Origin of the sequence: Bradyrhizobium sp. CB1717 (assembly GCF_029714325.1) — a bacterium.
GTDB lineage: Bacteria > Pseudomonadota > Alphaproteobacteria > Rhizobiales > Xanthobacteraceae > Bradyrhizobium.
Map to the genome: position 1 here is coordinate 2,304,924 of NZ_CP121666.1, position 26,529 is coordinate 2,331,452.

The window sequence follows — 26,529 nt, forward strand, 5'->3', positions numbered from 1 at the left end:
CGCTGCGCTCGCAATGACGGGGAGAGAGCGTTCTGCCCCTCACTACCCCGCCAGCACCTTCGCAATCGCCCGCAGGTCCTGCCAGGCCAGCCGCTTGTATGACGGCGAGCGCAGCAGATAGGCCGGATGGAAGGTCGGCAGCGCGCGGATGGTGCGCTGGCCCGTCTCGTACTCGAACCAGCGCCCGCGGGTGCGCATGATGCCCTCGCGCGTCGACAGCAGCGTCTGCGTCGAAGGATTGCCGAGTGTCACCAGCACGTCAGGGTTTACCAGCTCGATCTGGCGCTGGATGAAGGGCAGGCAGATTTGTGTCTCCTGCGGGGTCGGCGTGCGGTTGCCGGGCGGCCGCCAAGGAATGACGTTGGCGATGTAAGCGGTGGTGCGGTTGAGGCCGATCGCCCCGATCATGAGATCGAGCAGCTTGCCGCTGCGGCCGACGAAGGGCAGCCCCTCGATGTCCTCGTCGCGGCCCGGCGCCTCGCCGACGAACATGATGCGCGCCTGCGGGTTGCCGTCGGCGAACACCAGCCGCGTCGCCGTGTTCTTCAGCGCGCAGCCCTCGAAATTCTGCATCAGCTCGCGTAGCGCCTCCAGGGTCGGCGCGGTGCGCGCAGCCTCGCGCGCCGAAGCGATGGCGACGTCGGGTGCAGGGGCGGCCTCGCCACGCATCACCGCGGGCGCGGCGAGAGGACGGGGCGCCTCGACCGGCGCCGCGCGCGGGCTAGGTAGCGGCGCATCGATTTCCGCCAGGCGGTCTATCGGTTCCTCCGCCAGCGCGCAGTCGACTCCGGCCTCCAGATAGAAGGCGAGCAGCTCTCGGACGGTGGGTGCGGGTTCGGGGATCATGGGAAAGTCTGACTATTAGTTCAGTTTAGGCCGCCTTGCATCCCACCGGAATGCATTTCCGAGGTTGTCCTACCCGGAAAAATCGGAAACAAGAGGGCGCAAACGACCGAGGACCGTCTCAAGGGCTGAGATCAGATGAGCACCGAAGAACTTCCCCCGCGCGAATCCATGGAATTCGACGTCGTCATCGTCGGCGCCGGCCCCTCGGGCCTGTCGGCCGCGATCCGGCTGAAGCAGCTCAACGCCGATCTCAACGTCGTCGTGGTGGAGAAGGGCTCCGAGGTCGGCGCGCATATCCTCTCGGGCGCGGTGATCGACCCGGCCGGGCTCGACAAGCTCATTCCGGACTGGCGCGAGGATTCCGACTGCCCGCTGAAGACGCAGGTCAAGGACGACCGCTTCTACTGGATGACCGGCGGTGGCGCGATCAAGCTCCCGAACTTCATGATGCCGCCGCTGATGGACAACCATCATTGCTATATCGGCTCGCTCGGCAATGTCTGCCGTTGGTTGGCGCGCAAGGCAGAGGCGCTCGGCGTCGAGATCTATCCGGGCTTCGCCGCGGCCGAGGTGCTCTACGACGAGGAGGGCAAGGTCAAGGGCATCGCCACCGGCGACATGGGCATCGGCCGCGACGGCAAGCCGAAGGATTCCTTCACCCGCGGCATGGAATTGCTCGGCAAGTACACGCTGTTCGCCGAAGGCGCCCGCGGCAGCCTGACCAAGCAGCTCATCAATAAGTTCGCGCTCGACGCCAAGAGCGAGCCGCCGAAGTTCGGCATCGGACTCAAGGAAGTCTGGCAGATCGATCCCGCAAAACACCAGAAGGGTCTGATCCAGCATTCGTTCGGCTGGCCGCTTGACCTCAAGACCGGCGGCGGCTCGTTCCTCTATCATTACGACGACAACCTCGTCGCCGTCGGCTTCGTCGTGCATCTCAACTACGACGATCCGTATCTGTCGCCGTTCGACGAATTCCAGCGCTTCAAGACCCACCCCTCGATCCGCGGCACCTTCGAGGGCGCCAAGCGGCTCGCCTATGGCGCGCGCGCGATCACCGAGGGCGGCTACCAGTCGGTGCCGAAGCTCAGCTTCCCCGGCGGCGCGCTGATTGGCTGCGCCGCCGGCTTCGTCAACGTGCCGCGCATCAAGGGCGTGCACAATGCGATGGGCACCGGCATGCTGGCTGCCGAACACGTTGCGGCCGCGCTCGCGGCCGATCGCGCCAATGACGAGCTCGTCGAGTACGAGAACGCCTGGCGCTCCTCGTCGGTCGGCAAGGATCTGTTCCTGGTCCGCAACGTCAAGCCGCTGTGGTCGAAATTCGGCACCGTGCTCGGCGTCGCGCTCGGCGGCTTCGACATGTGGTGCAACACGCTGTTCGGCGCCTCGCTGTTCGGCACCCAGTCGCATTCCAAGCCCGATCGCGCCACGCTCGATCCGGCCAAGCAGCACACGCCGAAGAACTACCCGAAGCCCGACGGCAAGATTTCTTTCGACAAGCTGTCCTCGGTGTTCCTGTCCAATACCAATCATGAAGAGGACCAGCCGGTCCATCTCAAGGTCACGGACATGAACCTGCAGAAGACGTCCGAGCACGACGTGTTTGCCGGTCCCTCGAATCGCTATTGCCCGGCCGGCGTCTACGAGTGGGTCGAGGAGGGGGCGAGCCCGCGCTTCCAGATCAACGCCCAGAACTGCGTCCACTGCAAAACCTGCGACGTGAAGGACCCCAACGGCAACATCACCTGGGTTCCGCCGGAAGGGGGTGGCGGTCCGAACTACGAGGCGATGTAGGAACGGGCCCGGCCGGAGCGAACGACGTCACAAAGCGTGATCTGGCGCACGTTCGCGTGAGAACCCGGCCGCGGCCACCTGTCGCGGCCACGATAAGGCCATAGTAGCGGCGTCTTGGGGCGCTCTTGACCGGTCAGTTGGCCGATTTGGGGCGTGCGGGGGGATCGCCCGGTCCGAATCCTTGCGGTGAACCGCCAAAAGCGGCATTGTCCGACCCGACGGTTCCGGGTCCCGATGCCACTGGCCGCGTTCGCATGCGAGCCGGCCTTCTGCTGCAAACCCAGGCACTACCAACTCAAGGCGAGCCCTGATGTTCTCAAATCGTTTCAACCGCTGGACTGTTGCCGCCATCGCCCTCATGGGCACAGCGATCGCGACGGTCCCCGGCGCGGTCCTGGCTCAGACGCCGGATCACCCGGCGGACACGGCAGCGCAGTTTCCGACCAGAAACGATCTGAAGTCGCTCACCGGTGCCGGCAGCTATCTTGCCGCCCGCCACGCCAGCGTCGAGCGCGATGCGGCTTCGGCGGCAGCCTTCTACCGCTCGGCGCTCCGCACCGATCCCAAGAACAACGAGCTGCTCGACCGCGCCTTCATCTCCTCAGTCGCCGACGGTGACATCGATGAGGCGGTCAAGCTCGCCGAGCGCATCCTCACCATCGACAAGACCAACCGCGTCGCGCGTCTCGTCGTCGGCGTGCATGATCTCAAGCTGAAGAAATACGCGACCGCGCAGAGCAACATCAACCAGTCGATCCGCGGCCCGATCACCGATCTCGTCGCCACGCTGCTGTCGGGCTGGGCCGCTTATGGCGCCGGCGATGCCAAGGGCGGCGTTGCCACCATCGACAAGCTCGCGGGTCCCGAATGGTATCCGCTGTTCAAGGACCTGCATGCCGGCATGATCCTGGAGCTCTCCGGTAAGGAGAAGGATGCCGGCACCCGCTTCGAGCGCGCCTACAAGCTCGACGATTCCATGCTGCGCGTCACCGAGGCCTATGCGCGCTGGCTGTCGCGCAACAAGGATTCGGCTGCGGCGACCAATGTCTACCAGGCCTTCGACAAGAAGCTCGCCCGCCACCCGCTCATCGTGGAAGGTTTGCGCGACACCAAGGCCGGCAAGAAGCTGCCGCCGCTGGCCGATTCCGCGCAGGCCGGCGCTGCCGAAGCACTCTACGGCATCGGTGCCACGCTGACCCGTCGCGGCGGCGAGGATCTGGCGCTGGTCTATCTGCAGCTCTCGCTCTACCTGCAGCCCAGCCATCCGCTGGCGCTGCTCTCGCTCGCCGATCTCTATGAATCGGTGAAGCGGCCGCAGATGGCGATCAAGGTCTATGAGCGCGTGCCCGCGACCTCGCCGCTGAAGCGCAACGCGCAGATCCAGCTCGCCATCGACCTCGATTCGGCCGATCGCACCGACGAGGCGATCAAGATCCTCAAGGGCGTCACGACGGAGGATGCCAAGGATATCGAAGCCATCATGGCGCTCGGCAATATCGAGCGCGGCCGCAAGAAGTTCGGCGACTGCGGCGCGACCTATTCGCAGGGCATCGAGGTGCTGACGCCCGGCAACGACAAGGCCAACAGCGTCTGGTACTATTATCGCGGCATCTGCGAGGAGCGCTCCAAGCAGTGGGCCAAGGCCGAAGCCGACATGAAGAAGGCGCTCGAGCTGCAGCCCGACCAGCCGCATGTCCTCAACTATCTCGGCTATTCCTGGATCGACCAGGGCGTGAACCTCGACGAGGGCATGAAGATGATCAAGCGCGCCGTCGAGCAGCGTCCCGACGACGGCTACATCGTCGATTCCCTCGGCTGGGCCTATTACCGCATCGGCAACTACGAAGAGGCGGTGAAGAACCTCGAGCGCGCGATCGACCTCAAGCCCGAGGATCCCACCATCAACGATCACCTTGGCGACGCCTATTGGCGCGTCGGCCGCACCCTGGAAGCCAAATTCCAGTGGTCGCACGCGCGCGATCTCAAGCCCGAACCGGATGAGCTTCCGAAGATCGAGGCCAAGATCGCCAACGGTCTGACCGACGACAATTCCAACTCTTCCGCGGCGCAGGCCGAGAAGAAGAAGGACGACGGCAAGGGCGGCTGATCTACGCGCATGATCCGGAAAAGTGTGTAGCGGTTTTCCGATCTGATCATGCGCAAACACGTGAGTCATTTGGGGGCTGATCGCCGATGTCGGCGCTGATTGAAGAAGGGCGGGCGAAGGTCAATTTGAGCCTTCGCGTCGTTGGCCGTCGTGCGGACGGCTATCATGATCTCGAAAGCGTGGTCGCGTTCGCCGATTGCGCCGACCGGCTCACGCTGGAGCCGGGCGGCGAGCTGAAGCTCACGACCGCCGGGCCGCTGGCTGCAGCCTGCGGCGAGACATCAGACAATCTCGTGTTCAAGGCGGCCAAGCTTCTGGCCGAGGCCGTGCCGGGCCTGAAGCTCGGCGCTTTCGCGCTCGACAAGGTGCTTCCTGTGGCCGCCGGCATCGGCGGCGGCTCGGCCGATGCCGCGGCGGCGCTGCGTCTCCTGGCGCGCCTCAACAATCTGTCGCTCGACGATCCCCGTTTGCAGAAGGTTGCGCTCGCGACCGGCGCCGACGTGCCGGTGTGCCTGCTCTCGCGCGCCTGCGACATGACCGGCGTCGGCGAGCAGCTGCTGCCGCTCGCGTTGCCGAGCATGCCCTGCGTGATGGTCAATCCGCGCGTGCCGGTTGCCACCAAGGACGTGTTCCAGGCGCTGGGCCTGCGCAACGGCGAGCTGCTGGTTGGCGCCACCTCGGTTCTCGAAGCGCCGGCCTGGCCGGAGGAGGGCGGGTCGATCGCCGATTGGGTCGAGGTTCTCGAAACCGTCGCCAACGATCTCGAGGCGCCCGCGCTGCGGATCGAGCCGGTGATCGGTGAGGTGCTGGAGTCCTTGCGCGATTCCGCCGGCGTCAAGCTCGCCCGCATGTCCGGCTCCGGCGCGACGTGCTTTGCGATCTATGGTGCGCCCACCGACGCACATGCCGCTGCCGAAAAGATCCGGCGCAATCACCCCGGCTGGTGGGTGCATGCGGGGACGTTGAGCTAGGTCTGTCCGTCATTGCGAGCGCGCAATCCAGAATCCCTCCGCGGTGGAAGCCTGGATTGCTTCGCTGCGCTCGCAATGACGTGGATGTAGCTGCGTGATGCATGCACACTGCCGTAGGGTGGGCAAAGCGCAGCGTGCCCACCAATCTATTCGTGCTGGTGTGGACGGCCTCTCATCCCCACGGTTCTATGGCGCTCTGGCGTCATAGCTAGATGAGAGGAAAGTCTGATGAATCTTCCCATTCGTATCGGTATGGACACTTCCAAGTCGGTCTTCCAGCTTCACGGTGTTGACGAGAACGAGGCAGTAGTCGTCCGGCGGCAGTTTCGGCGAGCCGAGATGATCCGCTACTTCGAGCGCCTTCCGCCGGTCCTCGTCGCCATTGAGTCCTGCGGCAGTTCGCATCACTGGGCGCGCCTGCTGCAGTCGTTTGGTCATGAAGTGAAGCTGATCCCGCCCCAATATGTGAAGGCTTACGTAAAGCGCGGCAAGAACGACGCGGCCGATGCCGAGGCGCTGTGCGAGGCGGTCACCCGGCCGAGTATGCGGTTTGTACCGGTGAAGTCAAAAGAACGGCAAGCGGCCTGCATGTTGATGACCGTGCGGGAACGCCTGGTCAGCGTGAAGTCGCAGCTTTCTAATGCCTTCAGGAGTTATGCGGCTGAGTTTGGCATCGTTGGCCCCGCCGGTCGGCAGAACGTCACGGCACTTATCAAGCGGGTGCTCGAGGATGACAACTTACCGGAAATGGCGCGGGATCTCTTCCGCCTTCAGGCGGAGGAGTATGCCGCGGTCGAAGCCCGCCTGGCAAAGATCGAAGCCAAGCTGATGAAGTGGCATCGTGAGGATGATGTCAGCAGGCGGATCGCGACGATTCCTGGCGTCGGTCCGATTGGGTCGTCCATGCTAAGCATGAAGGCGCCCCCGCCGGAGACGTTCAGATCAGGCCGCGACTTCGCGGCTTGGCTCGGACTGACCCCCAAGGATCACTCAACTGGCGGCCGGCAACGATATGGCGGTATCACAAAGGCCGGAGATTCAATGCTCCGATCGACGTTGATTGTCGGCGCGACCGCGCTGCTGAGGCACATTCGAAAGGGCCGTCATAAGCCGACACCCTGGCTCACTTCGCTGCTGGAGCGAAAGCCGCCGAAGTTAGTCGCGGTGGCCTTAGCCAACAAGTTCGCCCGTATCGCCTGGCGCTTGATGATATCGGGTGGCGTGTACAACCGGCCGGTAGCCGCCATGCCCATCTGATCTGAACTCAGTGTACCGGCCGAGATTGCTCGCCGGATGACCCACGAACTTGCAGGACGCAGTAGATGGAAGGACCGATCGGTCAATACGCGCGAGCTTCCGTAGATTACACTGGCATCACGAATGTCGCCTATGTGCTTGGAGCGTGCGTAGCGAACACCATCTTGGCCAGCGGGCTTTGTCCGCGCAAACAGGCCGGACATCTGATAGCAAGCGATCTGGCCAGAAGTCTGCTAAAATCCTGACAAGCGGGGGGGCCGTCCACATCTGCAATCTGGATGCATGGTGGGCACGGCGCTGTCGCGCCTTTGCCCACCCTGCGACAGTCGAGCTAGCCGCTGCTCTCGCCGAGCCCGAGAAACCGCCGGATCTCACCCAACACCTCCTGCGGCTTGTCGTGCTGCAGCCAGTGCCCTGCGCCGGCGATGGTCTCGACCCGCGCCTGCGGGAAATACCGCTCCAAGCCTGCCGCTTTGGCGCCTGCGAGGAAGCTCTCCCCTGCATTGAGCAGCAGCGTCGGGCAGGCGATGCGAGACCACAGCGCGACGTGATCGTCCGGCCAGAGCCGGTGCGGTGCACTGGCGCGCTGATAGGGATCGAACTTCCAGCTATAAGTGCCGTCCTCGTTCCGCCGCGCGCCGTGCGTGGCGAGATGCAGCGCAAGCTCGCGGGACAGCCGCCTGTTGTGCAACACCATCTGCGCGGCGGCGTCCGCGAGGGTCGCATAGCGGCGCGGCGTGCGGTCGTGCAGTCTGTCGAGCTGGCCCACCCATTTGCCGATGCGCTCGTGCGCCGGCGGCTTGGGCGCGTCCGGCAGCATGGTGACGCCGTCGAGCACGACGAGCTTGGTGACGAGCTCGGGGAATGACCCGGAAAAGATCAGGCTCACCATGCCGCCCATCGAGTGACCGATGAGGGTGATCTGGGGCGCGGCGATGGTGCGGACCAGCTGGACGAGATCGTAGACATATTCGGTCAGCGCGTAGCTGCCGCCCCGCGTCCAGTCGGAATCGCCGTGACCGCGCAGGTCGGGCGCGATCACGTGAAAATGCGGTTGCAGCGAGCGCGCGATGACGTCCCAGCTGCGGCAATGATCGCGGCCGCCATGGACCAAGATGAGAGGCGGCGCGCTCTCGTTGCCCCAGTCGGCATAATGCAGCCGCAGGCCGTGCGATTCATAGAAGCGGTCGTGCGGGGCGCTAGCCATTTGCCGGCCGCCGCGCCAGCGCGAGCGAGAGGCCGAGGCCCGCGATGAAGACGCCGGAGCCCTGCGTGAGGCGCCGCATCAGACGCGGCCTTCCGATCAGCTGCGTGCGCGTCACGGAGGCTATCAGCACCACGACGACATCGGCGAGCGTGTTCAGCGTCACCGAGATCGCACCCAGCACGATGAATTGCAGCATCGGGTTCGGTCCCGCGGGATCGAGAAATTGCGGAATGAAGGCGAGGAAGAATGCCGCGGTCTTCGGGTTCAGCGCCTCGACCAGCACACCGTCGCGAAATGCGCGCTTGTCGCCGACGGCTTTGCTCTCGAGCGAGATCGTCCGGCCGGCGCTGCGAAACGTCTTGATGCCGAGCCAGACCAGATAGAGCGCGCCGACAAACTTCACCGCGGTGAACAGTTCCGCGCTGGCGAGGATGATCGCGGAGATACCGAGGCTGCCGGCCACGACATGGACCATCCCGCCCAGCGCCGTGCCCGCCGTCGAGGCAAAGCCGCTCGCGCGGCCCTCGGACAGGGTTCGTGCCGCGACGTAGAAAATGCCGGGGCCGGGAATTGCCGCAATGAGGAATGCTGCGGCCAGGAACAGCCAGAAATTGGTTTCGGTCATCCTGTTTTGGTAACGCAGGCTGCCGCGATTGCAAGGCCTTCCGTTCAGCCCATCCGGCGGAAGATCACGCTGGCATTCACCCCGCCGAAGCCGAAACCGTTGGAGATGGCGTGCTGCATCGGCATCAGCCGTGCACTGCCGGCGACGATGTCGATGCCGTCGGCGTTCGCGTCGGGGTTCTCGAGATTGAGCGTTGGCGGCGCGACCTGGTCGCGCAAGGCGAGCGCGGTGAAGATCGCTTCCAGCCCGCCGGCGGCGCCGAGCAGATGGCCGGTGGCCGATTTGGTTGCGCTCACGGCGATGCCGCGGTTGCGGCCGAACAGCGTGGCGATGGCGCCAAGCTCGCTCTCGTCGCCGGCCGGCGTCGACGTCGCATGTGCGTTCAGGTGCTGCAAATCCGCGGGCACGAGGTTCGCCTGCCGCAGCGCGATCTCCATGGCGCGGCGGGCGCCGTCGCCATCGGGCGGGCCCGACGTCATGTGGTAGGCGTCCGCCGTCGTGCCGTAGCCGACGATCTCCGCGATCGGTGTCGCGCCGCGGGCAAGCGCATGCTCGAGATCCTCGATCACCAGGATGCCGGCGCCTTCGCCCATCACAAAGCCGTCGCGGTCGCGATCGAACGGGCGTGAGGCGCGCGCGGGCTCGTCGTTGAAGCCGCTCGACAGCGCGCGTGCCGCGGCAAAGCCGCCGAGGCTGACGATGTCGATGCAGGCCTCCGCGCCACCGCAGATCGCGACGTCGGCTTCGCCCGCGCGAATCATGCGCGCGGCATCGCCGATCGCCTGTACGCCCGCGGCACAGGCCGTGACAGGTGTGCCCAGCGCGCCCTTGTAGCCGTATTTGATCGAGACATGACCCGCGGCGAGATTGGCGAGGAACGAGGGGATCGTGAATGGCGACAGCCGGCGTGCGCCGCGTTGCTCGGTGATGCGCACGGCTTCCGCCATTGCCGGGAAGCCGCCGACGCCGGAGGCGATGATCGTCGCTGTGCGTTCCAGCGAGTCTGCATCCTGCGGCGTCCATTTGGCCTGCGCGACTGCTTCTGCGGTGGCGAGCAGCGCGAACAGGATGAAGCGGTCCATCTTGCGCTGGTCTTTTGGCGCGGCAGCTTGCGACGGGTCGAAGCCGCCTTCGGCATCATCGGCCGTGTCGGGCACGATTCCGGCGATGCGCGCCGGCAGCGCCTGCGCCCATTCCGGCAGCGGGCGCAGCCCGCTTTGGCCGGCGAGCAGCCGCCGCCAGGACAGTTCGACACCGCAGCCGAGCGGCGACACCGCGCCCATTCCCGTCACGACGATACGACGCATGTCAGTCTCCCACCGGCGCGATGGCCGGGTTCATGGCCTTGAGTGAAGCGAGCCGCTTGCGCATCAAGCGGCTGGCCCCTGGGCCTGCGATGACCACGGCATTGGCGAGTGTGATCGGCTGCATGTCGGTGGCATCGACCACGACGGGATCGAGCGGGCGGACATCCTCACGGCTCGCCAGCAGAATGGCTTCGCCTTTAGCGGCGAGATGCTTGTTGCCCCAGGCCAGCAGCGCCGCGACCACGGGGAAGAAATCCCGGGCCTTGTCCGTCAGCACATATTCGTAGCGCGGTGGCCGCTCCTGATAGCGGCGGCGGACGAACATGCCGCTGTCAGTGAGATGGGCAAGCCGCCGCGACAGGATGTTCGGTGCAATGCCGAGGTTTTTCGAAAACTCGTCGAACCTCGTCGCGCCCTGGAACGCATCCCGCAAGATGAGGATGCTCCACCATTCGCCGACCGTCTCCACGGCGCGGCCGACCGGGCATTCCAGGATGGAAGGGGATTTCGGCTGCATGACGGGGAGGTTAGGTCAGTTACTTGCAAAATGCAAGTGACTGGGTTGGCAGCATCCCGGCGCCGGTGGGGCGAGTTACGACCCTGGGAGGGCATCGTCGAAAAGGCGTCGCTGAAAGTTGAATGCGAGTTGGAGAATGGCCCGCGCGCCTTTGCTCCGTCATTGCGAGCGCAGCGAGCAATCCAGAATCCCTCCGCGGGGACAGGCTGAGTCTCCCCTGAGCCTCCCCTAAATCGGAGGCTGGATTGCCTCGCTGCGCTCGCAATGACGGTGTCGAAGCGATGGCGAGGCGATCTCACCAGCGTCGTCCCAGCGAAGACCGGGACCCATAACCACAGGGAGAGGTTTGACGAAGATTGGTCATGAAGGTGTAGCCGCGCGGTACGGTGACCGCGCGCTTACCGATGATCACGCGGTACGGGTCCCGGCCTTCGCCGGGACGACAGCAAGGGCGTGGCGGCAGTGTGCCGATAACTGCGACCTAATGCGACCGTGCCAAACAGAACGCCACGACCTGCTCCAGCGCGCTCTTCATCGGCGAGGACGGGAACAGGGCCAGCGCGTCGACGGCCATGGCGCCGTAATGCTGGGCGCGGCTCAGCGTGTCCTCAAGCGCGCGGTGCTTGTTCATCAGCCCGATGGCGTGGTCGAGATCGCTGTCGCCGATCTCGCCGCGCTCCAGCGCGCGGATCCAGAAGGCGCGCTCGGTGTCGTTGCCGCGGCGGAAGGCGAGCACGACGGGCAAGGTGATCTTGCCTTCGCGGAAATCGTCGCCGGTGTTCTTGCCGAGCTTGGCGCTCTTGCCGCCATAGTCGAGCACGTCGTCGACGAGCTGAAAGGCGATGCCGAGATTCATGCCGACCGAGCGGCAGGCGGTCTGCTCGGCCTTCGGGCGATTGGCGATGACGGGGCCGACCTCGCAGGCGGCGGCGAACAGCTCGGCAGTCTTGCCGCGGATCACGGCGAGATATTCGTCCTCGGTGGTCGCGGTGTTCTTGGCGGCGGCGAGCTGCATCACCTCGCCTTCGGCGATAGTGGCGGCGGCCGCGGAGAGGATGTCGAGCGCGCGCAGCGAGCCGACCTCGACCATCATGCGGAAGGCCTGTCCCAGCAGGAAGTCGCCGACCAGCACGCTCGCCTCATTGCCCCAGAGCATGCGCGCCGACAGCTTGCCACGGCGCATCTCGCTCTCGTCGACGACGTCGTCGTGGAGCAGCGTCGCGGTATGCATGAACTCGACGGAGGCAGCCAACTTGATGTGGCCGTCGCCGGTGTAGCCGGCGAGGTTGGCCATGGCGAGCGTCAGCATCGGCCGCAGGCGCTTGCCGCCGGAGGAGATCAGATGGTTGGCCACCTCCGGGATCATGGTCACGTCCGACCCCGTCCGCGACAGGATCGTGGCGTTGACGCGCTCCATATCAGGGGCGACAAGGGCAACCAGCTCTTCGATCGACGCGCCGGGAGTTTCGAAAGGTACGATGACGGCCACGCCGGTCTCCAATATTTGCCCCGGAGGGGCTATTCTGATGGAAATACAATAGAAACTGGCGGCGGATGCGGCAAGGCCTGCGGAACCATTGACATTTGCCGCTTTAGCCCCCTTTCAGGCAGGAGACCTCAGTTTTGCGTGAACTGGTTCGGACCAACGATATGGTGCTGGTATCGGCGATCGGCGCGCTGCTCGACGGCGCCAATATCCATCATCTGGTGCTGGACCAGAACATGAGCATCATCGAGGGCTCGCTCGGCATTCTGCCGCGGCGGATCCTGGTCCATGAGGACGACGCCCTCGAGGCCCGGCAGCTCCTGACCGAGGCCGGCCTCAGCCACGAACTGCGCGGCGATGATTGAGGCCGCAGCAGATATCACCGAGGACGCCTTTCTCGGTGGACAGTTGCTCCTGAAGCAGAAGCGTTCCGGCCATCGCGCCGGGCACGACGCCATCCTGCTCGCCGCGGCGACGCAGGCCGAGGCCGGGGACCGCGTGGTCGACCTTGGCGCCGGTATCGGCACAGCGGGCCTCGCGCTCGCCCGCCGCGTCGCAAGGATCAGACTGAGCATGGTCGAGATCGATCCGGAACTGGCGGAGCTGGCACGCGCCAATGCGGAGGCGAATGCGATCATCGCCGAGGCGATCGTGCTCGACGTCATGGCCGACCCGCAGGCGTTCGCGGCACATGGGCTGGTGCCCGACAGTGTCGACGTGGTGCTGATGAATCCCCCCTTCAACGATCCGGCGCGGCATCGTGGGTCGCCGGATCAGTCCCGCCACACCGCGCATGTCGCGACCGGGGAGACGCTGCATGCGTGGGTGCATGCAGCGCGGCGTATCCTCCGATCGAACGGCGTGCTGACTCTGATCTGGCGCGCAGATGGAATCGCCGAGGTTTTGGCAGCGCTGTCACGCGGCTTCGGCAGCCTTGTGGTCCTGCCGGTTCATGGCGAAGCGGGAAGGCCTGCGATCCGCGTGCTGGTGCGCGCGGTCAAAGGCGGCCGGGCCCCGACACGATTGCTGCCGGGCCTCATGCTTAACGAAGAGTCAATCGTGCCTAAAAAAGAGGTGAGGGATATTCTGGAGGGGAGGGCGGTGTTGCCGCTGGCGGAGTCGTGACGGCCTACTGCGGAAGCGATTCCGTTTGCTGTTCGGACGAGGACGTGAAGCGAATCGCCGTGAAAAGCGCACCGATCAGCAGCAGCAGCAGATAGATCTTCATGGCGTTTCCTCCGCTGCCTATTGCAGCTTCCCAACGGGAATTCTGCAAAACACGTTCCAGGCACTTTCAATGACACTCGCGTGATAAGAAATGGTTAATCAGAGGTAAGGGCATGGCCGAACAATTGAACGATCGTGGGAGTTCCGGCCTGGCCGACAAGCTCATGCAATATCTGCCGGCGCGCTTTCGTCCCGGCACGGCGGTCGTGCCGGTGGTGCGACTGTCGGGTGTGATCGGTGCGGTGACGCCGCTGCGGCCGGGCATGACGCTCGCGGGCGTCGCGCGGATACTGGAGCGGGCGTTTTCGTATCGGAACGCCAAGGCGGTGGCGCTGGTGATCAACTCGCCCGGCGGCTCGCCGGTGCAGTCGCGCCAGATATTCTTGCGCATCAAGCAGCTCGCGGCCGAGAAGAAGCTGCCGGTGCTGGTGTTCGTCGAGGACGTCGCGGCCTCCGGCGGCTACATGATCGCCTGCGCGGGCGACGAGATCTTCTGCGATCCGTCCTCGATCCTCGGCTCCATCGGCGTGGTCGGCGGCAGCTTCGGCTTCCAGGACGCGATCAAGCGGCTCGGCGTCGAGCGGCGCCTCTACACAGCCGGCGCGCACAAGGCAATGCTCGATCCGTTCCTGCCCGAAAACCCCGACGACGTCGCCAAGCTGAAGGCGATCCAGCGCGAGATCCACCAGATCTTCATTGCGCTGGTGAAGGAGAGCCGCGGCGTGCGGTTGAAGGGTGCCGACGACACCCTGTTCACGGGCGAATACTGGGCCGGCGAGAGCTCGATCGCGCTTGGGCTCGCCGACGGCATCGGCGATCTCCGCTCAACTCTTCGTGCCCGCTATGGCGAGAAGGTTCTCACCCCCGTGATTGCGCAGCCGACCGGCCTGCTGTCCGGTCTTCTCGGGCGGAAATCGCCCGGCGCGGGCCAGCTTTCGGCCCTGGAATCAATGGTCGGGCTGCCGGATGACCTGATCTCGGCGGTCGAGACGCGGGCGATTTGGGCGAAATTCGGGTTCTAGGCGGCGCCCTCCCGCGCCATTTGGTCCGGCGCGAGCCAATTGCGGCGTAGCCCCGACTGCGCGACAATGCGTGTGGGGGCTGAGCACTAGACAAGGATCGACAGATGCCGCCGTTCGTCGCTTTCGCGGGCGTCCTGGGCGGGCTTGCCGTGGTCCGCTGGGCCTACAAGACCGCCGTCCGGATCAACCAGGAGCTGGAGGAGATGCGCCTGTCGCGTGTCGCCGAGGCCGCTCATATGGGGGAAATCCAGACGCTGAAGCGCGACCCTGTGACCGGAGCTTACCGGCCGGGTTAGCCGCGCCATAAACCGCTGCCGTAAGGTGGGCAAAGCGAAGCGTGCCCACCACCAGCATCGGAGTCCCCGGAAAGATGGTGGGCACGGCGCAAGGGCGCCTTTGCCCACCCTACGGCACCGTCCCTGACGGCGTGCAGCTAAGCCCGAATCCACCCCCTTTGCCTTGATTCCCATCCCCGCCGTCGATACGGTCCCGCGCGATTCAAAACCCCCCGCGAGAGCTGATCTGACGATGGACGCCTCATTGCCCGCCCATATGCGCCCGGAACGCTCGTTCCAGGGCTTCATCCTCGCGCTCCAGCGGTTCTGGGCCGAGCAGGGCTGCGTGATCCTGCAGCCGTACGACATGGAGATGGGCGCGGGCACCTTCCATCCGGCGACCACGCTGCGCGCGCTCGGGCCAAAACCTTGGAACGCCGCCTATGTGCAGCCCTCGCGCCGGCCCAAGGACGGCCGCTACGGCGAGAATCCGAACCGGATGCAGCACTACTACCAGTTCCAGGTGATCATGAAGCCGTCGCCGCCGAATCTGCAGGAGCTGTACCTGAAGTCGCTCGCCGCGATCGGCATCGATTCCGCCGTGCATGACATCCGCTTCGTCGAGGACGATTGGGAGAGCCCGACGCTGGGCGCCTGGGGCCTGGGCTGGGAGTGCTGGTGCGACGGCATGGAAGTCAGCCAGTTCACCTATTTCCAGCAGGTCGCCGGCTTCGAATGCGCGCCTGTCGCGGGCGAGCTCACCTACGGGCTCGAGCGCCTCGCGATGTATGTGCAGGGCGTCGACCGCGTCTACGACCTCAATTTTAATGGCCGCGATGGTGATCAGAAGGTCACCTATGGAGACGTCTTCCTGCAGGCCGAGCAGGAATATTCGCGGCACAACTTCGAATACGCCGACACGGCGATGCTGTTCGAGCAGTTCAAGATGGCTGAAGCAGCCTGCCGGAAATATCTCGACGCCGGCTGGAAGGATGGCAAGCGCGAGGCGCATCTGATGGCGCTGCCGGCCTACGACCAGTGCATCAAGGCAAGCCATGTCTTCAACCTGCTCGACGCGCGCGGCGTGATCTCGGTGACGGAGCGCCAGAGCTACATCTTGCGCGTGCGCGAATTGGCAAAAGCCTGCGGCGAAGCCTGGATCCACACTGAAGCGGGCGGAGCGGCCTGATGCCCGAACTTTTGCTTGAACTGTTCTCGGAAGAAATCCCCGCGCGCATGCAGGCCAAGGCGGCCGACGATTTGCGCCGCATGGTCACCGACAAGCTCGTCGCCGAAGGCCTGGTCTACGAAGGCGCAAAGGCCTTCGCGACCCCGCGTCGCCTCGCGCTCACGGTGCATGGCATTCCCGCGCGTCAGCCCGACCTCAAGACCGAGCGGCGCGGACCAAAGATCGGCGCGCCCGATGCGGCCGTGCAGGGCTTTCTGAAAGCGACGGGTCTGAAGTCGCTGGACGAGGCCAAGATCCAGCGCGACCCCAAGGGTGATTTCTACATCGGCTTGATCGAAAAACCCGGCCGCGACGCCATCGACGTGCTCGCGGAAATCTTGCCCGTCATCATCCGCACCTTCCCCTGGCCGAAATCGATGCGCTGGGGCGCGCGCTCGGGCAAGCCGGGATCGCTGAACTGGGTCCGTCCGCTGCATGCGATCACCGCGACGTTCGGGCTCGAGACCGAAGAGCCCGATGTCGTGAAGTTCGAGGTCGACGGCATCGAGACCGGCCAGACCACCTACGGTCATCGGTTCATGGCGCCGGCTGCGATCTCCGTGCGCCGTTTCGAGGATTATGAGGCGAAGCTGAAGGCCGCAAAGGTCATCCTCGATCCGCAGGCGCGCAAGGACATCATCTTTGCCGACGCCAAGGAGCTGACCTTCGCGCAAGGTTTTGAGTTGTTTGAGGATGTTGGTCTTCTTGAAGAAGTGTCCGGATTGGTTGAGTGGCCAGTCGTGTTGATGGGCGATTTTGAGCCGGATTTTCTAAATCTCCCGGGCGAAATCATTCGATCCACGATCCGAAATAATCAGAAGTGCTTTGTGGTTCGGAACGCAGAAACAGGCTTCCTTGTCCCCAAGTTCATTCTGGTTGCCAATATTGAAGCCACAGACGGTGGCCAAACAATCGTTGCCGGGAACGAACGAGTAATTCGCGCTCGGCTCTCCGATGCAAAGTTCTTCTACGAGACTGATCGCAAGACGAAACTCGAAGATCGATTATTTAAGTTCGAGGACATTCTTTTCCATGAAAGGATTGGTACTCAGGCCGCTCGTATCGCTCGAATCGAGAAGCTTGCTGCAGTGCTCGCACCTTGCGTCGGCGCAGACGTCGAAAAGACTAAACGAGCGGCGAAACTGGCTAAGGCGGATTTGCTAACAGAGGTTGTTGGCGAATTCCCTGAATTGCAGGGAATTATGGGAACTCACTACGCTCATAAGCAGGGCGAGGATGGTGAAGTCGCATTTGCAATAGAACAGCACTATCAACCGAAGGGGCCAGACGATTTTGTTCCGCAACTCCCAGTTTCGGTTGCAGTAGCTCTTGCTGATAAGATTGATACCCTTGTGAGCTTCTGGGCGATCAACGAGAAGCCGACGGGAAGCAAAGACCCCTATGCGCTGCGCCGCGCGGCATTGGGTGTGATCAGGCTGCTTATTGAGAATGGTGTCCGGCTCAATCTCGTAGAGATCTTTGACCGTCATTACGACACAGTGATCGCCTTCATCGGACAGAATTTTCGTGGTGGTGTAGGAAAGGGGACTCTTGATCTTCTTCCATTCTTCGCCGACCGCTTGAAAGTCCAGCTCCGCGAGCAGGGCGCACGGCATGATCTCGTCGACGCTGTGTTTGCGCTAGGCGGCCAGGGCGATCTCCTGATGGTTGTCCGTCGTGTCGAGGCGCTTGGGAAATTTCTGGACACTGACGACGGCAAAAATCTCCTCGCCGGAGTTAAGCGCGCTAACAACATTCTCTCGATCGAGGAGAAGAAAGATAAGCGCTCGTTCGATGGACCGTCGGATCCCAGTTTGATGGCCGATCCAATCGAAAAGCACCTTTGGGGTACCATTCAAAGTACCGTTGCAGATGCGAAGTTGCATGTTGCAGCAGAGGACTTTGAACAAGCAATGGAGTCCCTGTCGACGCTGCGGAGTGCAGTCGATGCGTTCTTCGACAAGGTCCGCGTCAACGACGACGATCCGAAGGTGCGCGAGAACCGCCTGAAGCTGCTGAACGAAATCCGCAGCGCCACGCGTGCGGTGGCGGACTTCTCGAAGATCCAGGATTGAGGCGCGCTCGCGCGGCAAACACCGCTGTCATTCCGGGGCGCGCCACTTGGCGCGAACCCGGAATCCATTTGTCCACATCACGCGCGGCGCGATGGATTCCGGGGTCGCGCTTCGCGCGCCCCGGAATGACGAAACACAAAAAAGCCCCGCCCGGCGGGGGGAAACCGGGCAGGGCCTGATGTCCGATTTAACACTGCTCGCGCCAGCCTGATTGAAATGGCGCGCCGGACATCTAGTCGATCAGCGGCGTTTTCAAGCGAGGCAGATACCGGTTCGCGTGACGAAAACGCGTCCGGACAACGATCTAGTCCAGCACTTCGACGATGCGGCGTGAACGCGGCTCGACCAGCACCGTTTCACCGTTCACGACGGTGTAGCGGTAGGTGGTGGCGCCAAAACGTTGCGGCACGTCATAATAGGTGACGCCGCTTTCGGGTAAGGTGGCGCCGACCACCACGCGATCCGGGATACGGAAGGCCGGCACACGTTGCTCGACGACATAGTCGCGGAAGGCCGGGCGTTGTTCGACTGCGATCGTCGGGCCGCTGTCGACGATGACGGGTGCGCGCCCGACCGTGCCGCTTTGCGCCTGCGCCGCCAGGGGCGAGCCGATCGCGGCCGCGAGCGCTGCAAGAGCAAGAATCCTGTTCCGCATGCAAAACTCCTTCGACGTGATTTTTCGGAAAGCGCCATTGGCGCGACTCGTTGCCAATGCCTGCGTCTTGGCAATGTTCCGGGAAAACGCCCGCCGCATTCGCGGCAATTTCAGGCAGTTTTCGCGAAAGGGGGAACCCGCATCGCGCCTTGTGCGTCTCTACTCGCGGAACCGGGACCGCTATGATCCGCCCGCGATTCGCCCACCTCCACAGAAAGATAATTCATGCACATCACCGTCGCCCACATTTCGCCGATCCTGTCGTTGATTGCGGGCGTGCTCATCCTGATCATGCCGCGGCTGCTCAACCTGATCGTCGCGATCTTTCTCATCGTCAACGGTGCGATCGGGCTCGGGCTCCTGAAGTGGCTCCACCTCTAGGGGTTCATTTTCCGGAACTGTCCGACTTGCGCGGGCCCCTCCAAAGTGGTGTAAGGCCCGCGATTTCCCATTCCTCTCGCAGGTTGTGTGCAAGCTATGGCCAAAGCCGCCTCGAAGCCTAAGAAAATACCAGCGAAATCAAAGTCCTCCGCGAAGGCGAAAGCCGCGCCGGCGGCCCGCAAGGCGCTTCCCAAGAGTGCCGTAAAGAGCGCCCCGAAGCCGGTGGCCAAACCCCTGGCGAAGCCGGCCGCGAAGGCCGCAACCAAGCCGGCTGCGCCGAAGGTTGCCGCCAAGGTCGCGCCGAAGAAGGCTGCACCCGCCAAGGCGGCGCCAGCGGCGGCCAAGGCCGGCAAATGGGTGTACACATTCGGTGACGGCAAGGCCGAGGGCCGGACGGAGATGCGCGACCTGCTCGGCGGCAAGGGCGCCAACCTCGCCGAGATGGCCAATCTCGGCCTGCCGGTGCCTCCCGGCTTCACCATCCCGACCTCGGTCTGCACCTACTTCTACGCGCACGACAAGACCTATCCGAAGGAACTGCAGTCGCAGGTTGAGAAGGCGCTCGACCATGTCGGCAAGTTGACCGGCAAGGTGTTCGGCGACACCAAGAACCCGCTGCTCGTCTCGGTGCGCTCCGGCGCCCGCGCTTCGATGCCGGGCATGATGGACACGGTGCTCAATCTCGGCCTGAACGATGAGACCGTGGAAGCGCTGTCGGAACTGTCGGGCGACCGCCGCTTCGCCTATGACAGCTATCGCCGCTTCATCACCATGTATTCCGACGTGGTGCTCGGCTTCGAGCATCATCACTTCGAGGAAATCCTCGACACCTTCAAGGACAGCCAGGGCTACACGCTCGACACCGACCTGTCCGCCGACGACTGGGTCGAGCTGGTCGGCAAGTACAAGGACGCGGTTGCGCGCGAGACGGGGAAGGACTTCCCGCAGGATCCGCACGACCAGCTCTGGGGCGCGATCGGTGCGGTGTTCTCATCCTGGATGAATGCGCGCGCGGTGACCTACCGCAAGCTGCACGACATCCCTGAATCCTGGGGCACTGCGGTCAACGTGCAGGCCATGGTGTTCGGCAACATGGGCGAGACCTCGGCCACCGGCGTTGCCTTCACCCGCAATCCCTCGACCGGCGAGAGCAAGCTCTACGGCGAGTTCCTGATCAACGCGCAGGGCGAGGACGTGGTGGCGGGCATCCGCACGCCGCAGGACATCACCGAGGAGGCGCGGAAAGAGTCGGGCTCCGACAAGGCGTCGATGGAATCGGCGATGCCGGAGGCCTTCAAGGAGCTGACGCGGATCTACACGCTGCTCGAGAAGCACTACCGCGACATGCAGGACATGGAGTTCACGGTCGAGCAGGGCAAGCTCTGGATGCTGCAGACCCGCGGCGGCAAGCGCACCGCCAAGGCGGCGCTGCGCATCGCGGTCGAACTCGCCAATGAGGGCCTGATCTCGAAGAAGGAAGCGGTGACGCGGATCGATCCGGCCTCGCTCGATCAGCTCTTGCATCCGACCATCGACCCCAACGCCAAGCGCGACGTGATCGCGACGGGCCTGCCGGCTTCGCCGGGCGCTGCCTCCGGCGAGATCGTGTTCTCCTCGGATGAAGCCGCCAAGCTTCAGGGCGACGGACGCAAGGTCATTCTGGTCCGCATCGAGACCAGCCCGGAAGACATCCACGGCATGCATGCCGCCGAAGGCATCCTTACCACCCGTGGCGGCATGACCTCGCATGCGGCGGTCGTCGCGCGCGGCATGGGCAAGCCTTGCGTCTCCGGCTGCGGCACCATCCGCGTCGATTACGGCCGCGGCACCATGAGCATCGGCTCGCGCACCTTCAAGACCGGCGACGTCATCACCATCGACGGCTCGCTCGGCCAAGTGCTGGCCGGCCGCATGCCGATGATCGAGCCGGAGCTGTCCGGTGAGTTCGGCACGCTGATGAATTGGGCCGACCAGGTCCGCAAGATCGGCGTCCGCGTCAATGGCGACACGCCAGATGACGCGCGCACCGCGATCAAGTTCGGTGCCGAAGGCATCGGCCTCTGCCGCACCGAGCACATGTTCTTCGAGGAGACTCGCATCCGCACGGTGCGAGAGATGATCCTCTCCGAGGACGAGCAGTCGCGCCGGGCCGCGCTGGCAAAGCTGCTGCCGATGCAGCGCGCCGACTTCGTCGAGCTGTTCGAGATCATGAAGGGCCTGCCCGTCACGATCCGATTGCTCGATCCGCCGCTGCACGAGTTCCTGCCGCACACCCATGCGGAGGTCGAGGAAGTGGCGCGCGCCATGAACACCGACCCGCGGCGCCTCGCCGACCGCGCGCGCGAGCTCTCGGAGTTCAATCCGATGCTCGGCTTCCGCGGCTGCCGCATTGCGATCGCCTATCCGGAGATCGCCGAGATGCAGGCGCGCGCGATCTTCGAGGCGGCGGTCGAGGCGCAGAAGCGCACCGGCAAGGCCGTCGGCCTCGAGGTGATGGTGCCGCTGATCGCGACCAAGGCCGAGCTCGATCTCGTCAAGGCGCGGATCGACGCCACCGCGCAGGCGGTGATGCGCGACACGGGCACCAAGCTCGCCTATCAGGTCGGCACCATGATCGAGCTGCCGCGCGCCTGTCTGCTCGCGGCGGAGATCGCGCAGTCGGCCGAGTTCTTCTCGTTCGGCACCAACGACCTGACGCAGACGACCTACGGCATCAGCCGCGACGATGCGGCGAGCTTCCTCGGTCCTTACGTTGCGAAGGGCATTCTCTCGGTCGATCCCTTCATCGCGCTCGATCAGGAAGGTGTCGGCGAGCTGGTCAAGATCGGCGTCGCGCGCGGCCGCAAGACGCGCCCGAAGCTCAAGGTCGGCATCTGCGGCGAGCACGGCGGCGATCCCGCCTCCGTCGCCTTCTGCCACAATATCGGCCTCGACTATGTCTCCTGCTCGCCGTACCGCGTGCCGATCGCACGCCTTGCGGCGGCGCAAGCCGCGCTCGGCAAGGAGATCGCGAGCCAGGCGTAACGCGAAGCGCAGGATTGAGTTGAGAGAGGCGGGGCTTTGGCCCTGCCTCTTTTCATTTTGTGCACCGCTCTCTCCACGCCGTCATTGCGAGCGCAGCGAAGCAATCCAGAATCCCTCCGTTGAATGACTCTGGATTGCTTCGCTGCGCTCGCAATGACGAGTGTGTTGCAACACCGGGAACTCATCGTGCGTCCCGTAATGATACGCGTGCGCAAGAGTTCCTTCACCATTTGCGTTGACCGGTTGTTTACCGCTTCACGTCAGGCCGCATTTACCAATGCGCATCGTCGCCCCGTGAAAACACCTGCAATCGCTTGAGTGTGCCGCGCGCGCAACGCCGATTAACGCCCCGGCAACCTAAATTGGATACTTACGATAAAGATCGAATTGCACGGATGTACTGAGTTCGATCAGACGAGCGTAAGCGTAGCGTGAGCGTATCGATGTCAGTGTTGCGTAAGCATCCGAAGGGCGCGCGGTTCGCGTCCTTCGGCATCGGTCTCTGCATCTTCGCATTGATGCCGAGAGAGACCGGCTATCAGGACATTGCCTCTCTGCTGGCGCGTCAGCCCGGCGTCGCCGAGCGTTGGCAGAAGCAGGTGTTCTCCGCGGCGTCCTCGATCCAGCTCGCCACCTACAGCTTCTCCCGCCCCATCGGCACTTCGGTTCCGCAGAGCGCGATGGTTCGCCTCGCAAGCATCGATGGCCGCGACGTCACCGGCGCGATCAGCCGCAATCCGGCGCTCCAGGCCGCGCCGCGCTATCAGGCCGCAGATTTTCCCAAGGTCGATCGCGCGCTGAAGGGTGATCGCCTCGCAACCGTTACACCTGCGCAGGCTCCGGAGATCGCGCCACCGGCCGCGGCACCCGCGCCGGAAGATCCCGCGACGTCGAACAGCTCGGTGTTCGGCGCCAAGACCGCTGCATTGCCGCAAGCGATGTCGCCGGAGTCCGCGGCCGCGCTCGACCCGGAGCTTGCGGAAGCGCTGCGTGCGCCGCCGTTGCCGCAATATGCCAATCCTCCGCAGGCCAGCGACGTTGCACGCTCGTTCGCGGTGCAGCCGCTGGAGGCGCTGAAGCGAGCGACTGCGCCGACGACTCCCGTGCGCGATCCGTTCAGCGTCAAGACCTCGAGCCTGTTCTTCGGCAGTTCCTCGCTCGGCGGCAATCTCGAGAGCATCGAGAGCTGGCAGCCCGGCGCCGAGCCGCTGATCGTGATGCCCGACCCCGACATGAAGGTCACGGCGTCGCTGACCCCGCCGACGGCGGAGATCGCCCAGGACATCGAGAGCGGCGAAAGCGTCGCGCCGAAGGGCGAGGTCAACGCCGACAACCAGCGCGCCAAGTCGCCGGCGGAGCGACTCGCGCTCGACGACAAGTCGCGCGCGAAGTCGGAGAAGTGCCTCGCCGAGGCCGTCTATTTCGAATCCCGCGGCGAGGCCGTGCGCGGCCAGATCGCGGTGGCGCAGGTGGTGATGAACCGCGTATTCTCGGGCAAATATCCCGACACCGTGTGCGGCGCGGTCTATCAGAACAAGCACCGCCATTTCGCCTGCCAGTTCACTTTTGCTTGCGACAACAATCCCGATGTGATCCGCGAGCCCGAGATGTGGGAGCGTGCGAAGAAGATCTCGAAGGCGATGCTCGATGGCCAGATCTGGCTGCCCGAGGTCGGCAAGTCGACGCACTACCACGCCTATTGGGTGCGCCCGTCCTGGGTCGCCGAGATGAAGAAGATGTACAAGACCGGCGTGCACACCTTCTATCGGCCGCGCAACTGGGGCGACGGCAGCGAGGAACCGAGCTGGGGAACTCCGGCGCAAACCGCCGCACTTTCGGCTGAACTCGCGCAGGAAGCCAAGAGCTCCGCCGAGATGGGCAACACGGAGCGGCGCTAGAGAGGCCGGATCGCTTTAGCGATCCGGGTGAGGGGGTACAGGTCTCTCGAAGATCTCACGCATGGAGAGAGGCCCCTCACCCCGACCCTCTCCCCGTAAGAACGGGGAGAGGGAGTAGACCGTCTCACGCCTCGATATCCAACGCGCAGTCGAAGTTCGGCGCTGAATGCGTCAGGGCGCCGGAGGACGCATAGTCGACGCCGGTCGCCGCGATGGCCGCAATCGAGTCCAGCGTGACACCGCCTGACGCCTCCAGCTTGAGGCGGCCCTCGTTGATCCCCACGGCCTCGCGCAGTGTCGCAAGGTCCATATTGTCGAGCAGCACGGCATCAGCCATTCCGGTGTCGAGCACCTCGCGCAGCTGGATCAGCGTATCCACCTCGATCTCGATCTTGACGAGATGGCCGGCATGGGCGCGGGCGCGCTCCAGTACGGGACGGATGCCGCCGGCGACCGCGATGTGATTGTCCTTGATCAGGATCGCGTCATCGAGACCGAAGCGATGGTTGAAGCCGCCGCCGCAGCGCACCGCGTATTTCTCCAGCGCGCGCAGTCCCGGCGTGGTTTTTCGCGTGCAACAGATGCGCATCCTGGTGCCTTCGGTGCGCGCGACATAGTCCGCCGTGAGCGTGGCTATGCCCGACAGGCGGCCGACAAAGTTCAGCGCGGTCCGCTCCGCGGTGAGAATGGCGCGCGCGGGACCCGTGATGGTCAGCACCTGCTGCCCGCGAGCAACGCGTGCGGCGTCGCGGACATGGGCGCGCACCTCGATGTCGGAGGAGAGCTTTTGCAGCGTCGCCAGCGCCAGCGGCAGTCCGGCGATCACGCCGGCCTGGCGTGCGACCAGGATGGCCTGCGCCCTGGTTGCCTCCGGGATCGTCGCCAGCGAGGTGATGTCGCCGGCGCGGCCGAGGTCTTCGTCGAGGGCGCGATTGACGGCCTCATCGATGGCGAGCGGCGAGAGGAAGGCATCGGGATAGAGCAGTGAGGTCGGGATGATCATGGAGGCTCCTTCAGGCGATCAGGGGTTGCGCAATGCGCGGCAGCGGACGCTTGCTCAGGCTCTCCGCGACCTCGCGCGCTGCGGCGAGCGTGGTCATCGTTCTCTGTGCCAGCGCGGGGTTATCGGCCGGATGATCGGAACGGAAATGCGCGCCGCGGCTCTCGCGCCGCGTCCAGGCCGCAGTGGCAACGAGCAGGGCTGAGATCGCCATATTGCGCACCGTGATGCTGGCGGCCTCACTCTCGAGCGCGGCAAAGCTGCGTATTGCTACTGCAAGCCCATTGCCATCGCGGATTACGCCGACATGCGCGCTCATCATTGCGCGCAGCCGTCGTATGTCAGCTGCATCCGGCGCGCCGCCGCGCGGCGTCACGATTGCGTCGGGGAGGCGGGCAGGCGAGGGCACCGTGCGGCCGGCGATGTCGTCGGCGATGCGTGCGGCGTAGACCACCGCCTCCAGCAGCGAGTTGGACGCGAGCCGGTTGGCGCCGTGCGCGCCGGTGGACGATACTTCGCCGCCGGCCCAGAGCCCGTCGATCGAGCTGCGGCCGCGCGCATCCACCGCGATGCCGCCCATGTGGTAATGCGCGGCCGGCGCGATCGGGATGGCTTGTCTCGCGGGATCGATCCCGGCGGCAATGCAGCTCGCATGCACCGTCGGAAATTTTTCGGCGAAGCGCGCGCCCAGCGCCTCCCGTGCATCGAGGAAGGCGCCGCGCCCGGCTGCGATCTCGGCGAACACGCCGCGGGCCACGATGTCGCGCGGCGCAAGCTCGGCGAGCGGATGGCGCGCCAGCATGATGCGCTCGCCATGGCTGTTGATCAGCGTCGCGCCTTCGCCGCGCAGCGCTTCGGTCGCGAGCGGTGCCGGATCGCGGCCGACCATGATGGCGGTGGGGTGGAACTGCACGAACTCAGGATCGGCAATTACCGCGCCGGCGCGGGCTGCGATCGCAAGGCCCGAGCCGCTGGCTTCCATTGGATTGGTGGTGACGTCATAGAGATGACCGAGGCCGCCCGTCGCCAGCACCACCACGCGCGAGGCGAGCAGGACCGATCGAGCAGCGACATTGCCAGCTTCGCGCAGCTGCAGGCCAGTGACGGCGCCGTCCCCGGTCAGCAGCGATTCCGCGACCAGGCCTTCGATGATGCGGATCGACGGCGTGCGGCGCACCGCCTCGCTCAAGGCTGCGATGATCGCAGCGCCCGCCCCATCGCCACGCACATGCACGATGCGCCGGGCCGAATGCGCAGCTTCCCGCCCCACCGCGAGCTTTCCTTCGAGATCGCGGTCGAACGGTACGCCATAGGCAAGAAGATCGTGGATGCGCGGCGCAGCCTCTTGCGCAATGCCGAGCGCGACGGCTTCGTCGACGAGGCCGCCGCCGACGGCGATCGTATCCGCGGCGTGGGCTTCCGGCGTATCGCCCTCGGCTACGGCCGCAGCGATGCCGCCTTGCGCCCATGCGGACGAGGCGCCCTGTCCGAGCGGCGCCGCCGAGATCAGCGTCACCGGCCGCGGTGCCAGCTTCAGCGCGCAAAACAGTCCGGCAAGGCCGCCACCGACGATGACGACGTCGTCGGTACTGCGGGTGAGGTTGTGGATGTTGTTTGTCATGGC

The 26,529-nt window shown here is 64.7% G+C and carries 22 protein-coding genes; 13 read left to right on the forward strand and 9 right to left on the reverse strand.

Features of this window, described 5'->3' with window-relative positions; translation table 11 throughout:
- Window positions 1–42: 42 nt before the first annotated feature.
- The gene (locus tag QA649_RS10930) at window positions 43–846 is read right to left on the reverse strand and encodes a uracil-DNA glycosylase (protein ID WP_283024178.1); all 804 of its coding nucleotides are present in this window, start codon (window positions 844–846) and stop codon (window positions 43–45) included.
- A 135-nt stretch (window positions 847–981) separates the two neighbouring features.
- Between QA649_RS10930 and QA649_RS10935 the strand changes: the two genes are divergently transcribed.
- The 4 genes from QA649_RS10935 to QA649_RS10950 all read left to right on the forward strand — a co-directional run bounded on the left by QA649_RS10935 (window position 982) and on the right by QA649_RS10950 (window position 6,978).
- Window positions 982–2,643 (forward strand): electron transfer flavoprotein-ubiquinone oxidoreductase, encoded by a 1,662-nt coding sequence (locus QA649_RS10935; RefSeq protein ID WP_283024179.1) that lies wholly within the window; start codon window positions 982–984, stop codon window positions 2,641–2,643.
- 310 nt (window positions 2,644–2,953) lie between these two features.
- Window positions 2,954–4,750: a tetratricopeptide repeat protein gene (locus QA649_RS10940; RefSeq protein WP_283024180.1), complete on the forward strand. Its 1,797-nt coding sequence runs from the start codon at window positions 2,954–2,956 to the stop codon at window positions 4,748–4,750.
- Window positions 4,751–4,836: 86 nt separating this feature from the next.
- Window positions 4,837–5,721 (forward strand): 4-(cytidine 5'-diphospho)-2-C-methyl-D-erythritol kinase, encoded by an 885-nt coding sequence (locus QA649_RS10945; RefSeq protein WP_283024181.1) that lies wholly within the window; start codon window positions 4,837–4,839, stop codon window positions 5,719–5,721.
- Between the two features lie 228 nt (window positions 5,722–5,949).
- Window positions 5,950–6,978, forward strand: coding sequence for an IS110 family transposase (locus QA649_RS10950; protein WP_283019331.1), 1,029 nt, complete (start codon window positions 5,950–5,952; stop codon window positions 6,976–6,978).
- A gap of 331 nt (window positions 6,979–7,309) precedes the next feature.
- Here the strand turns inward: QA649_RS10950 and QA649_RS10955 are convergent, their stop codons facing one another.
- From QA649_RS10955 to QA649_RS10975, 5 genes are all read right to left on the reverse strand, one after another.
- Window positions 7,310–8,185: an alpha/beta hydrolase gene (locus QA649_RS10955; RefSeq protein WP_283024182.1), complete on the reverse strand. Its 876-nt coding sequence runs from the start codon at window positions 8,183–8,185 to the stop codon at window positions 7,310–7,312.
- Window positions 8,178–8,810 (reverse strand): LysE family translocator, encoded by a 633-nt coding sequence (locus QA649_RS10960; protein WP_283024183.1) that lies wholly within the window; start codon window positions 8,808–8,810, stop codon window positions 8,178–8,180. The genes QA649_RS10955 and QA649_RS10960 overlap by 8 nt, the downstream gene beginning before the upstream one ends.
- A gap of 44 nt (window positions 8,811–8,854) precedes the next feature.
- Window positions 8,855–10,117: a beta-ketoacyl-ACP synthase II gene (gene fabF, locus QA649_RS10965; RefSeq protein WP_283024184.1), complete on the reverse strand. Its 1,263-nt coding sequence runs from the start codon at window positions 10,115–10,117 to the stop codon at window positions 8,855–8,857.
- Between the two features lies 1 nt (window position 10,118).
- Complete coding sequence (locus QA649_RS10970; RefSeq protein WP_283024185.1) at window positions 10,119–10,634, reverse strand: helix-turn-helix domain-containing protein; 516 nt, start codon at window positions 10,632–10,634, stop codon at window positions 10,119–10,121.
- A 481-nt stretch (window positions 10,635–11,115) separates the two neighbouring features.
- On the reverse strand, window positions 11,116–12,123 hold the full coding sequence (locus QA649_RS10975) for a polyprenyl synthetase family protein (RefSeq protein WP_026202916.1): 1,008 nt from the start codon (window positions 12,121–12,123) through the stop codon (window positions 11,116–11,118).
- Between the two features lie 134 nt (window positions 12,124–12,257).
- Here QA649_RS10975 and QA649_RS10980 point away from each other — a divergent pair, with 134 nt between their 5' ends.
- The 6 genes from QA649_RS10980 to glyS all read left to right on the forward strand — a co-directional run bounded on the left by QA649_RS10980 (window position 12,258) and on the right by glyS (window position 17,947).
- A complete protein-coding gene (locus QA649_RS10980) occupies window positions 12,258–12,485 on the forward strand; it encodes a DUF2007 domain-containing protein (RefSeq protein ID WP_080135683.1) in 228 nt (75 codons plus the stop codon).
- A complete protein-coding gene (locus QA649_RS10985) occupies window positions 12,478–13,245 on the forward strand; it encodes a methyltransferase (protein WP_283024186.1) in 768 nt (255 codons plus the stop codon). The genes QA649_RS10980 and QA649_RS10985 overlap by 8 nt, the downstream gene beginning before the upstream one ends.
- 215 nt (window positions 13,246–13,460) lie before the next feature.
- Entirely contained in the window at window positions 13,461–14,369 is a 909-nt protein-coding gene (locus QA649_RS10990) for a S49 family peptidase (protein WP_283024187.1), read from the forward strand.
- 104 nt (window positions 14,370–14,473) lie between these two features.
- Window positions 14,474–14,665 carry a hypothetical protein gene (locus tag QA649_RS10995; protein WP_018648788.1) on the forward strand — a complete coding sequence of 64 codons (192 nt, stop codon included), beginning with the start codon at window positions 14,474–14,476 and terminating at the stop codon, window positions 14,663–14,665.
- Between the two features lie 232 nt (window positions 14,666–14,897).
- Complete coding sequence (locus QA649_RS11000; RefSeq protein WP_283024188.1) at window positions 14,898–15,833, forward strand: glycine--tRNA ligase subunit alpha; 936 nt, start codon at window positions 14,898–14,900, stop codon at window positions 15,831–15,833.
- A complete protein-coding gene (glyS, locus tag QA649_RS11005; protein ID WP_283024189.1) occupies window positions 15,833–17,947 on the forward strand; it encodes a glycine--tRNA ligase subunit beta in 2,115 nt (704 codons plus the stop codon). The genes QA649_RS11000 and glyS overlap by 1 nt, the downstream gene beginning before the upstream one ends.
- A gap of 304 nt (window positions 17,948–18,251) precedes the next feature.
- Here glyS and QA649_RS11010 read toward each other — a convergent pair whose 3' ends face one another.
- Window positions 18,252–18,602, reverse strand: coding sequence for a DUF1236 domain-containing protein (locus tag QA649_RS11010; protein ID WP_283024190.1), 351 nt, complete (start codon window positions 18,600–18,602; stop codon window positions 18,252–18,254).
- 225 nt (window positions 18,603–18,827) lie between these two features.
- Here QA649_RS11010 and QA649_RS11015 point away from each other — a divergent pair, with 225 nt between their 5' ends.
- The 3 genes from QA649_RS11015 to QA649_RS11025 all read left to right on the forward strand — a co-directional run bounded on the left by QA649_RS11015 (window position 18,828) and on the right by QA649_RS11025 (window position 23,905).
- On the forward strand, window positions 18,828–18,983 hold the full coding sequence (locus QA649_RS11015) for a DUF3096 domain-containing protein (RefSeq protein WP_018648785.1): 156 nt from the start codon (window positions 18,828–18,830) through the stop codon (window positions 18,981–18,983).
- A 96-nt stretch (window positions 18,984–19,079) separates the two neighbouring features.
- Entirely contained in the window at window positions 19,080–22,007 is a 2,928-nt protein-coding gene (gene ppdK, locus QA649_RS11020) for a pyruvate, phosphate dikinase (protein WP_283024191.1), read from the forward strand.
- A gap of 443 nt (window positions 22,008–22,450) precedes the next feature.
- Window positions 22,451–23,905, forward strand: a complete 1,455-nt coding sequence (locus QA649_RS11025; RefSeq protein ID WP_283024192.1) for a cell wall hydrolase — start codon at window positions 22,451–22,453, stop codon at window positions 23,903–23,905.
- 124 nt (window positions 23,906–24,029) lie between these two features.
- Here QA649_RS11025 and nadC read toward each other — a convergent pair whose 3' ends face one another.
- Both nadC and QA649_RS11035 read right to left on the reverse strand, forming a co-directional pair.
- The gene (nadC, locus tag QA649_RS11030) at window positions 24,030–24,908 is read right to left on the reverse strand and encodes a carboxylating nicotinate-nucleotide diphosphorylase (RefSeq protein ID WP_283024193.1); all 879 of its coding nucleotides are present in this window, start codon (window positions 24,906–24,908) and stop codon (window positions 24,030–24,032) included.
- Window positions 24,909–24,918: 10 nt separating this feature from the next.
- Entirely contained in the window at window positions 24,919–26,526 is a 1,608-nt protein-coding gene (locus QA649_RS11035) for an L-aspartate oxidase (protein ID WP_283024194.1), read from the reverse strand.
- Between the last annotated feature and the right edge of the window lie 3 nt (window positions 26,527–26,529).

Bases quoted from the DNA above. Each gene is read 5' to 3' on its own strand.
- QA649_RS10930 (WP_283024178.1), bottom strand. From the start codon at position 846: ATGATCCCCGAACCCGCACCCACCGTCCGAGAGCTGCTCGCCTTCTAT.
- QA649_RS10935 (WP_283024179.1), top strand. From the start codon at position 982: ATGAGCACCGAAGAACTTCCCCCGCGCGAATCCATGGAATTCGACGTC.
- QA649_RS10940 (WP_283024180.1), top strand. From the start codon at position 2,954: ATGTTCTCAAATCGTTTCAACCGCTGGACTGTTGCCGCCATCGCCCTC.
- QA649_RS10945 (WP_283024181.1), top strand. From the start codon at position 4,837: ATGTCGGCGCTGATTGAAGAAGGGCGGGCGAAGGTCAATTTGAGCCTT.
- QA649_RS10950 (WP_283019331.1), top strand. From the start codon at position 5,950: ATGAATCTTCCCATTCGTATCGGTATGGACACTTCCAAGTCGGTCTTC.
- QA649_RS10955 (WP_283024182.1), bottom strand. From the start codon at position 8,185: ATGGCTAGCGCCCCGCACGACCGCTTCTATGAATCGCACGGCCTGCGG.
- QA649_RS10960 (WP_283024183.1), bottom strand. From the start codon at position 8,810: ATGACCGAAACCAATTTCTGGCTGTTCCTGGCCGCAGCATTCCTCATT.
- fabF (WP_283024184.1), bottom strand. From the start codon at position 10,117: ATGCGTCGTATCGTCGTGACGGGAATGGGCGCGGTGTCGCCGCTCGGC.
- QA649_RS10970 (WP_283024185.1), bottom strand. From the start codon at position 10,634: ATGCAGCCGAAATCCCCTTCCATCCTGGAATGCCCGGTCGGCCGCGCC.
- QA649_RS10985 (WP_283024186.1), top strand. From the start codon at position 12,478: ATGATTGAGGCCGCAGCAGATATCACCGAGGACGCCTTTCTCGGTGGA.
- QA649_RS10990 (WP_283024187.1), top strand. From the start codon at position 13,461: ATGGCCGAACAATTGAACGATCGTGGGAGTTCCGGCCTGGCCGACAAG.
- QA649_RS10995 (WP_018648788.1), top strand. From the start codon at position 14,474: ATGCCGCCGTTCGTCGCTTTCGCGGGCGTCCTGGGCGGGCTTGCCGTG.
- QA649_RS11000 (WP_283024188.1), top strand. From the start codon at position 14,898: ATGGACGCCTCATTGCCCGCCCATATGCGCCCGGAACGCTCGTTCCAG.
- glyS (WP_283024189.1), top strand. From the start codon at position 15,833: ATGCCCGAACTTTTGCTTGAACTGTTCTCGGAAGAAATCCCCGCGCGC.
- QA649_RS11010 (WP_283024190.1), bottom strand. From the start codon at position 18,602: ATGCGGAACAGGATTCTTGCTCTTGCAGCGCTCGCGGCCGCGATCGGC.
- QA649_RS11015 (WP_018648785.1), top strand. From the start codon at position 18,828: ATGCACATCACCGTCGCCCACATTTCGCCGATCCTGTCGTTGATTGCG.
- ppdK (WP_283024191.1), top strand. From the start codon at position 19,080: ATGGCCAAAGCCGCCTCGAAGCCTAAGAAAATACCAGCGAAATCAAAG.
- QA649_RS11025 (WP_283024192.1), top strand. From the start codon at position 22,451: ATGTCAGTGTTGCGTAAGCATCCGAAGGGCGCGCGGTTCGCGTCCTTC.
- nadC (WP_283024193.1), bottom strand. From the start codon at position 24,908: ATGATCATCCCGACCTCACTGCTCTATCCCGATGCCTTCCTCTCGCCG.
- QA649_RS11035 (WP_283024194.1), bottom strand. From the start codon at position 26,526: ATGACAAACAACATCCACAACCTCACCCGCAGTACCGACGACGTCGTC.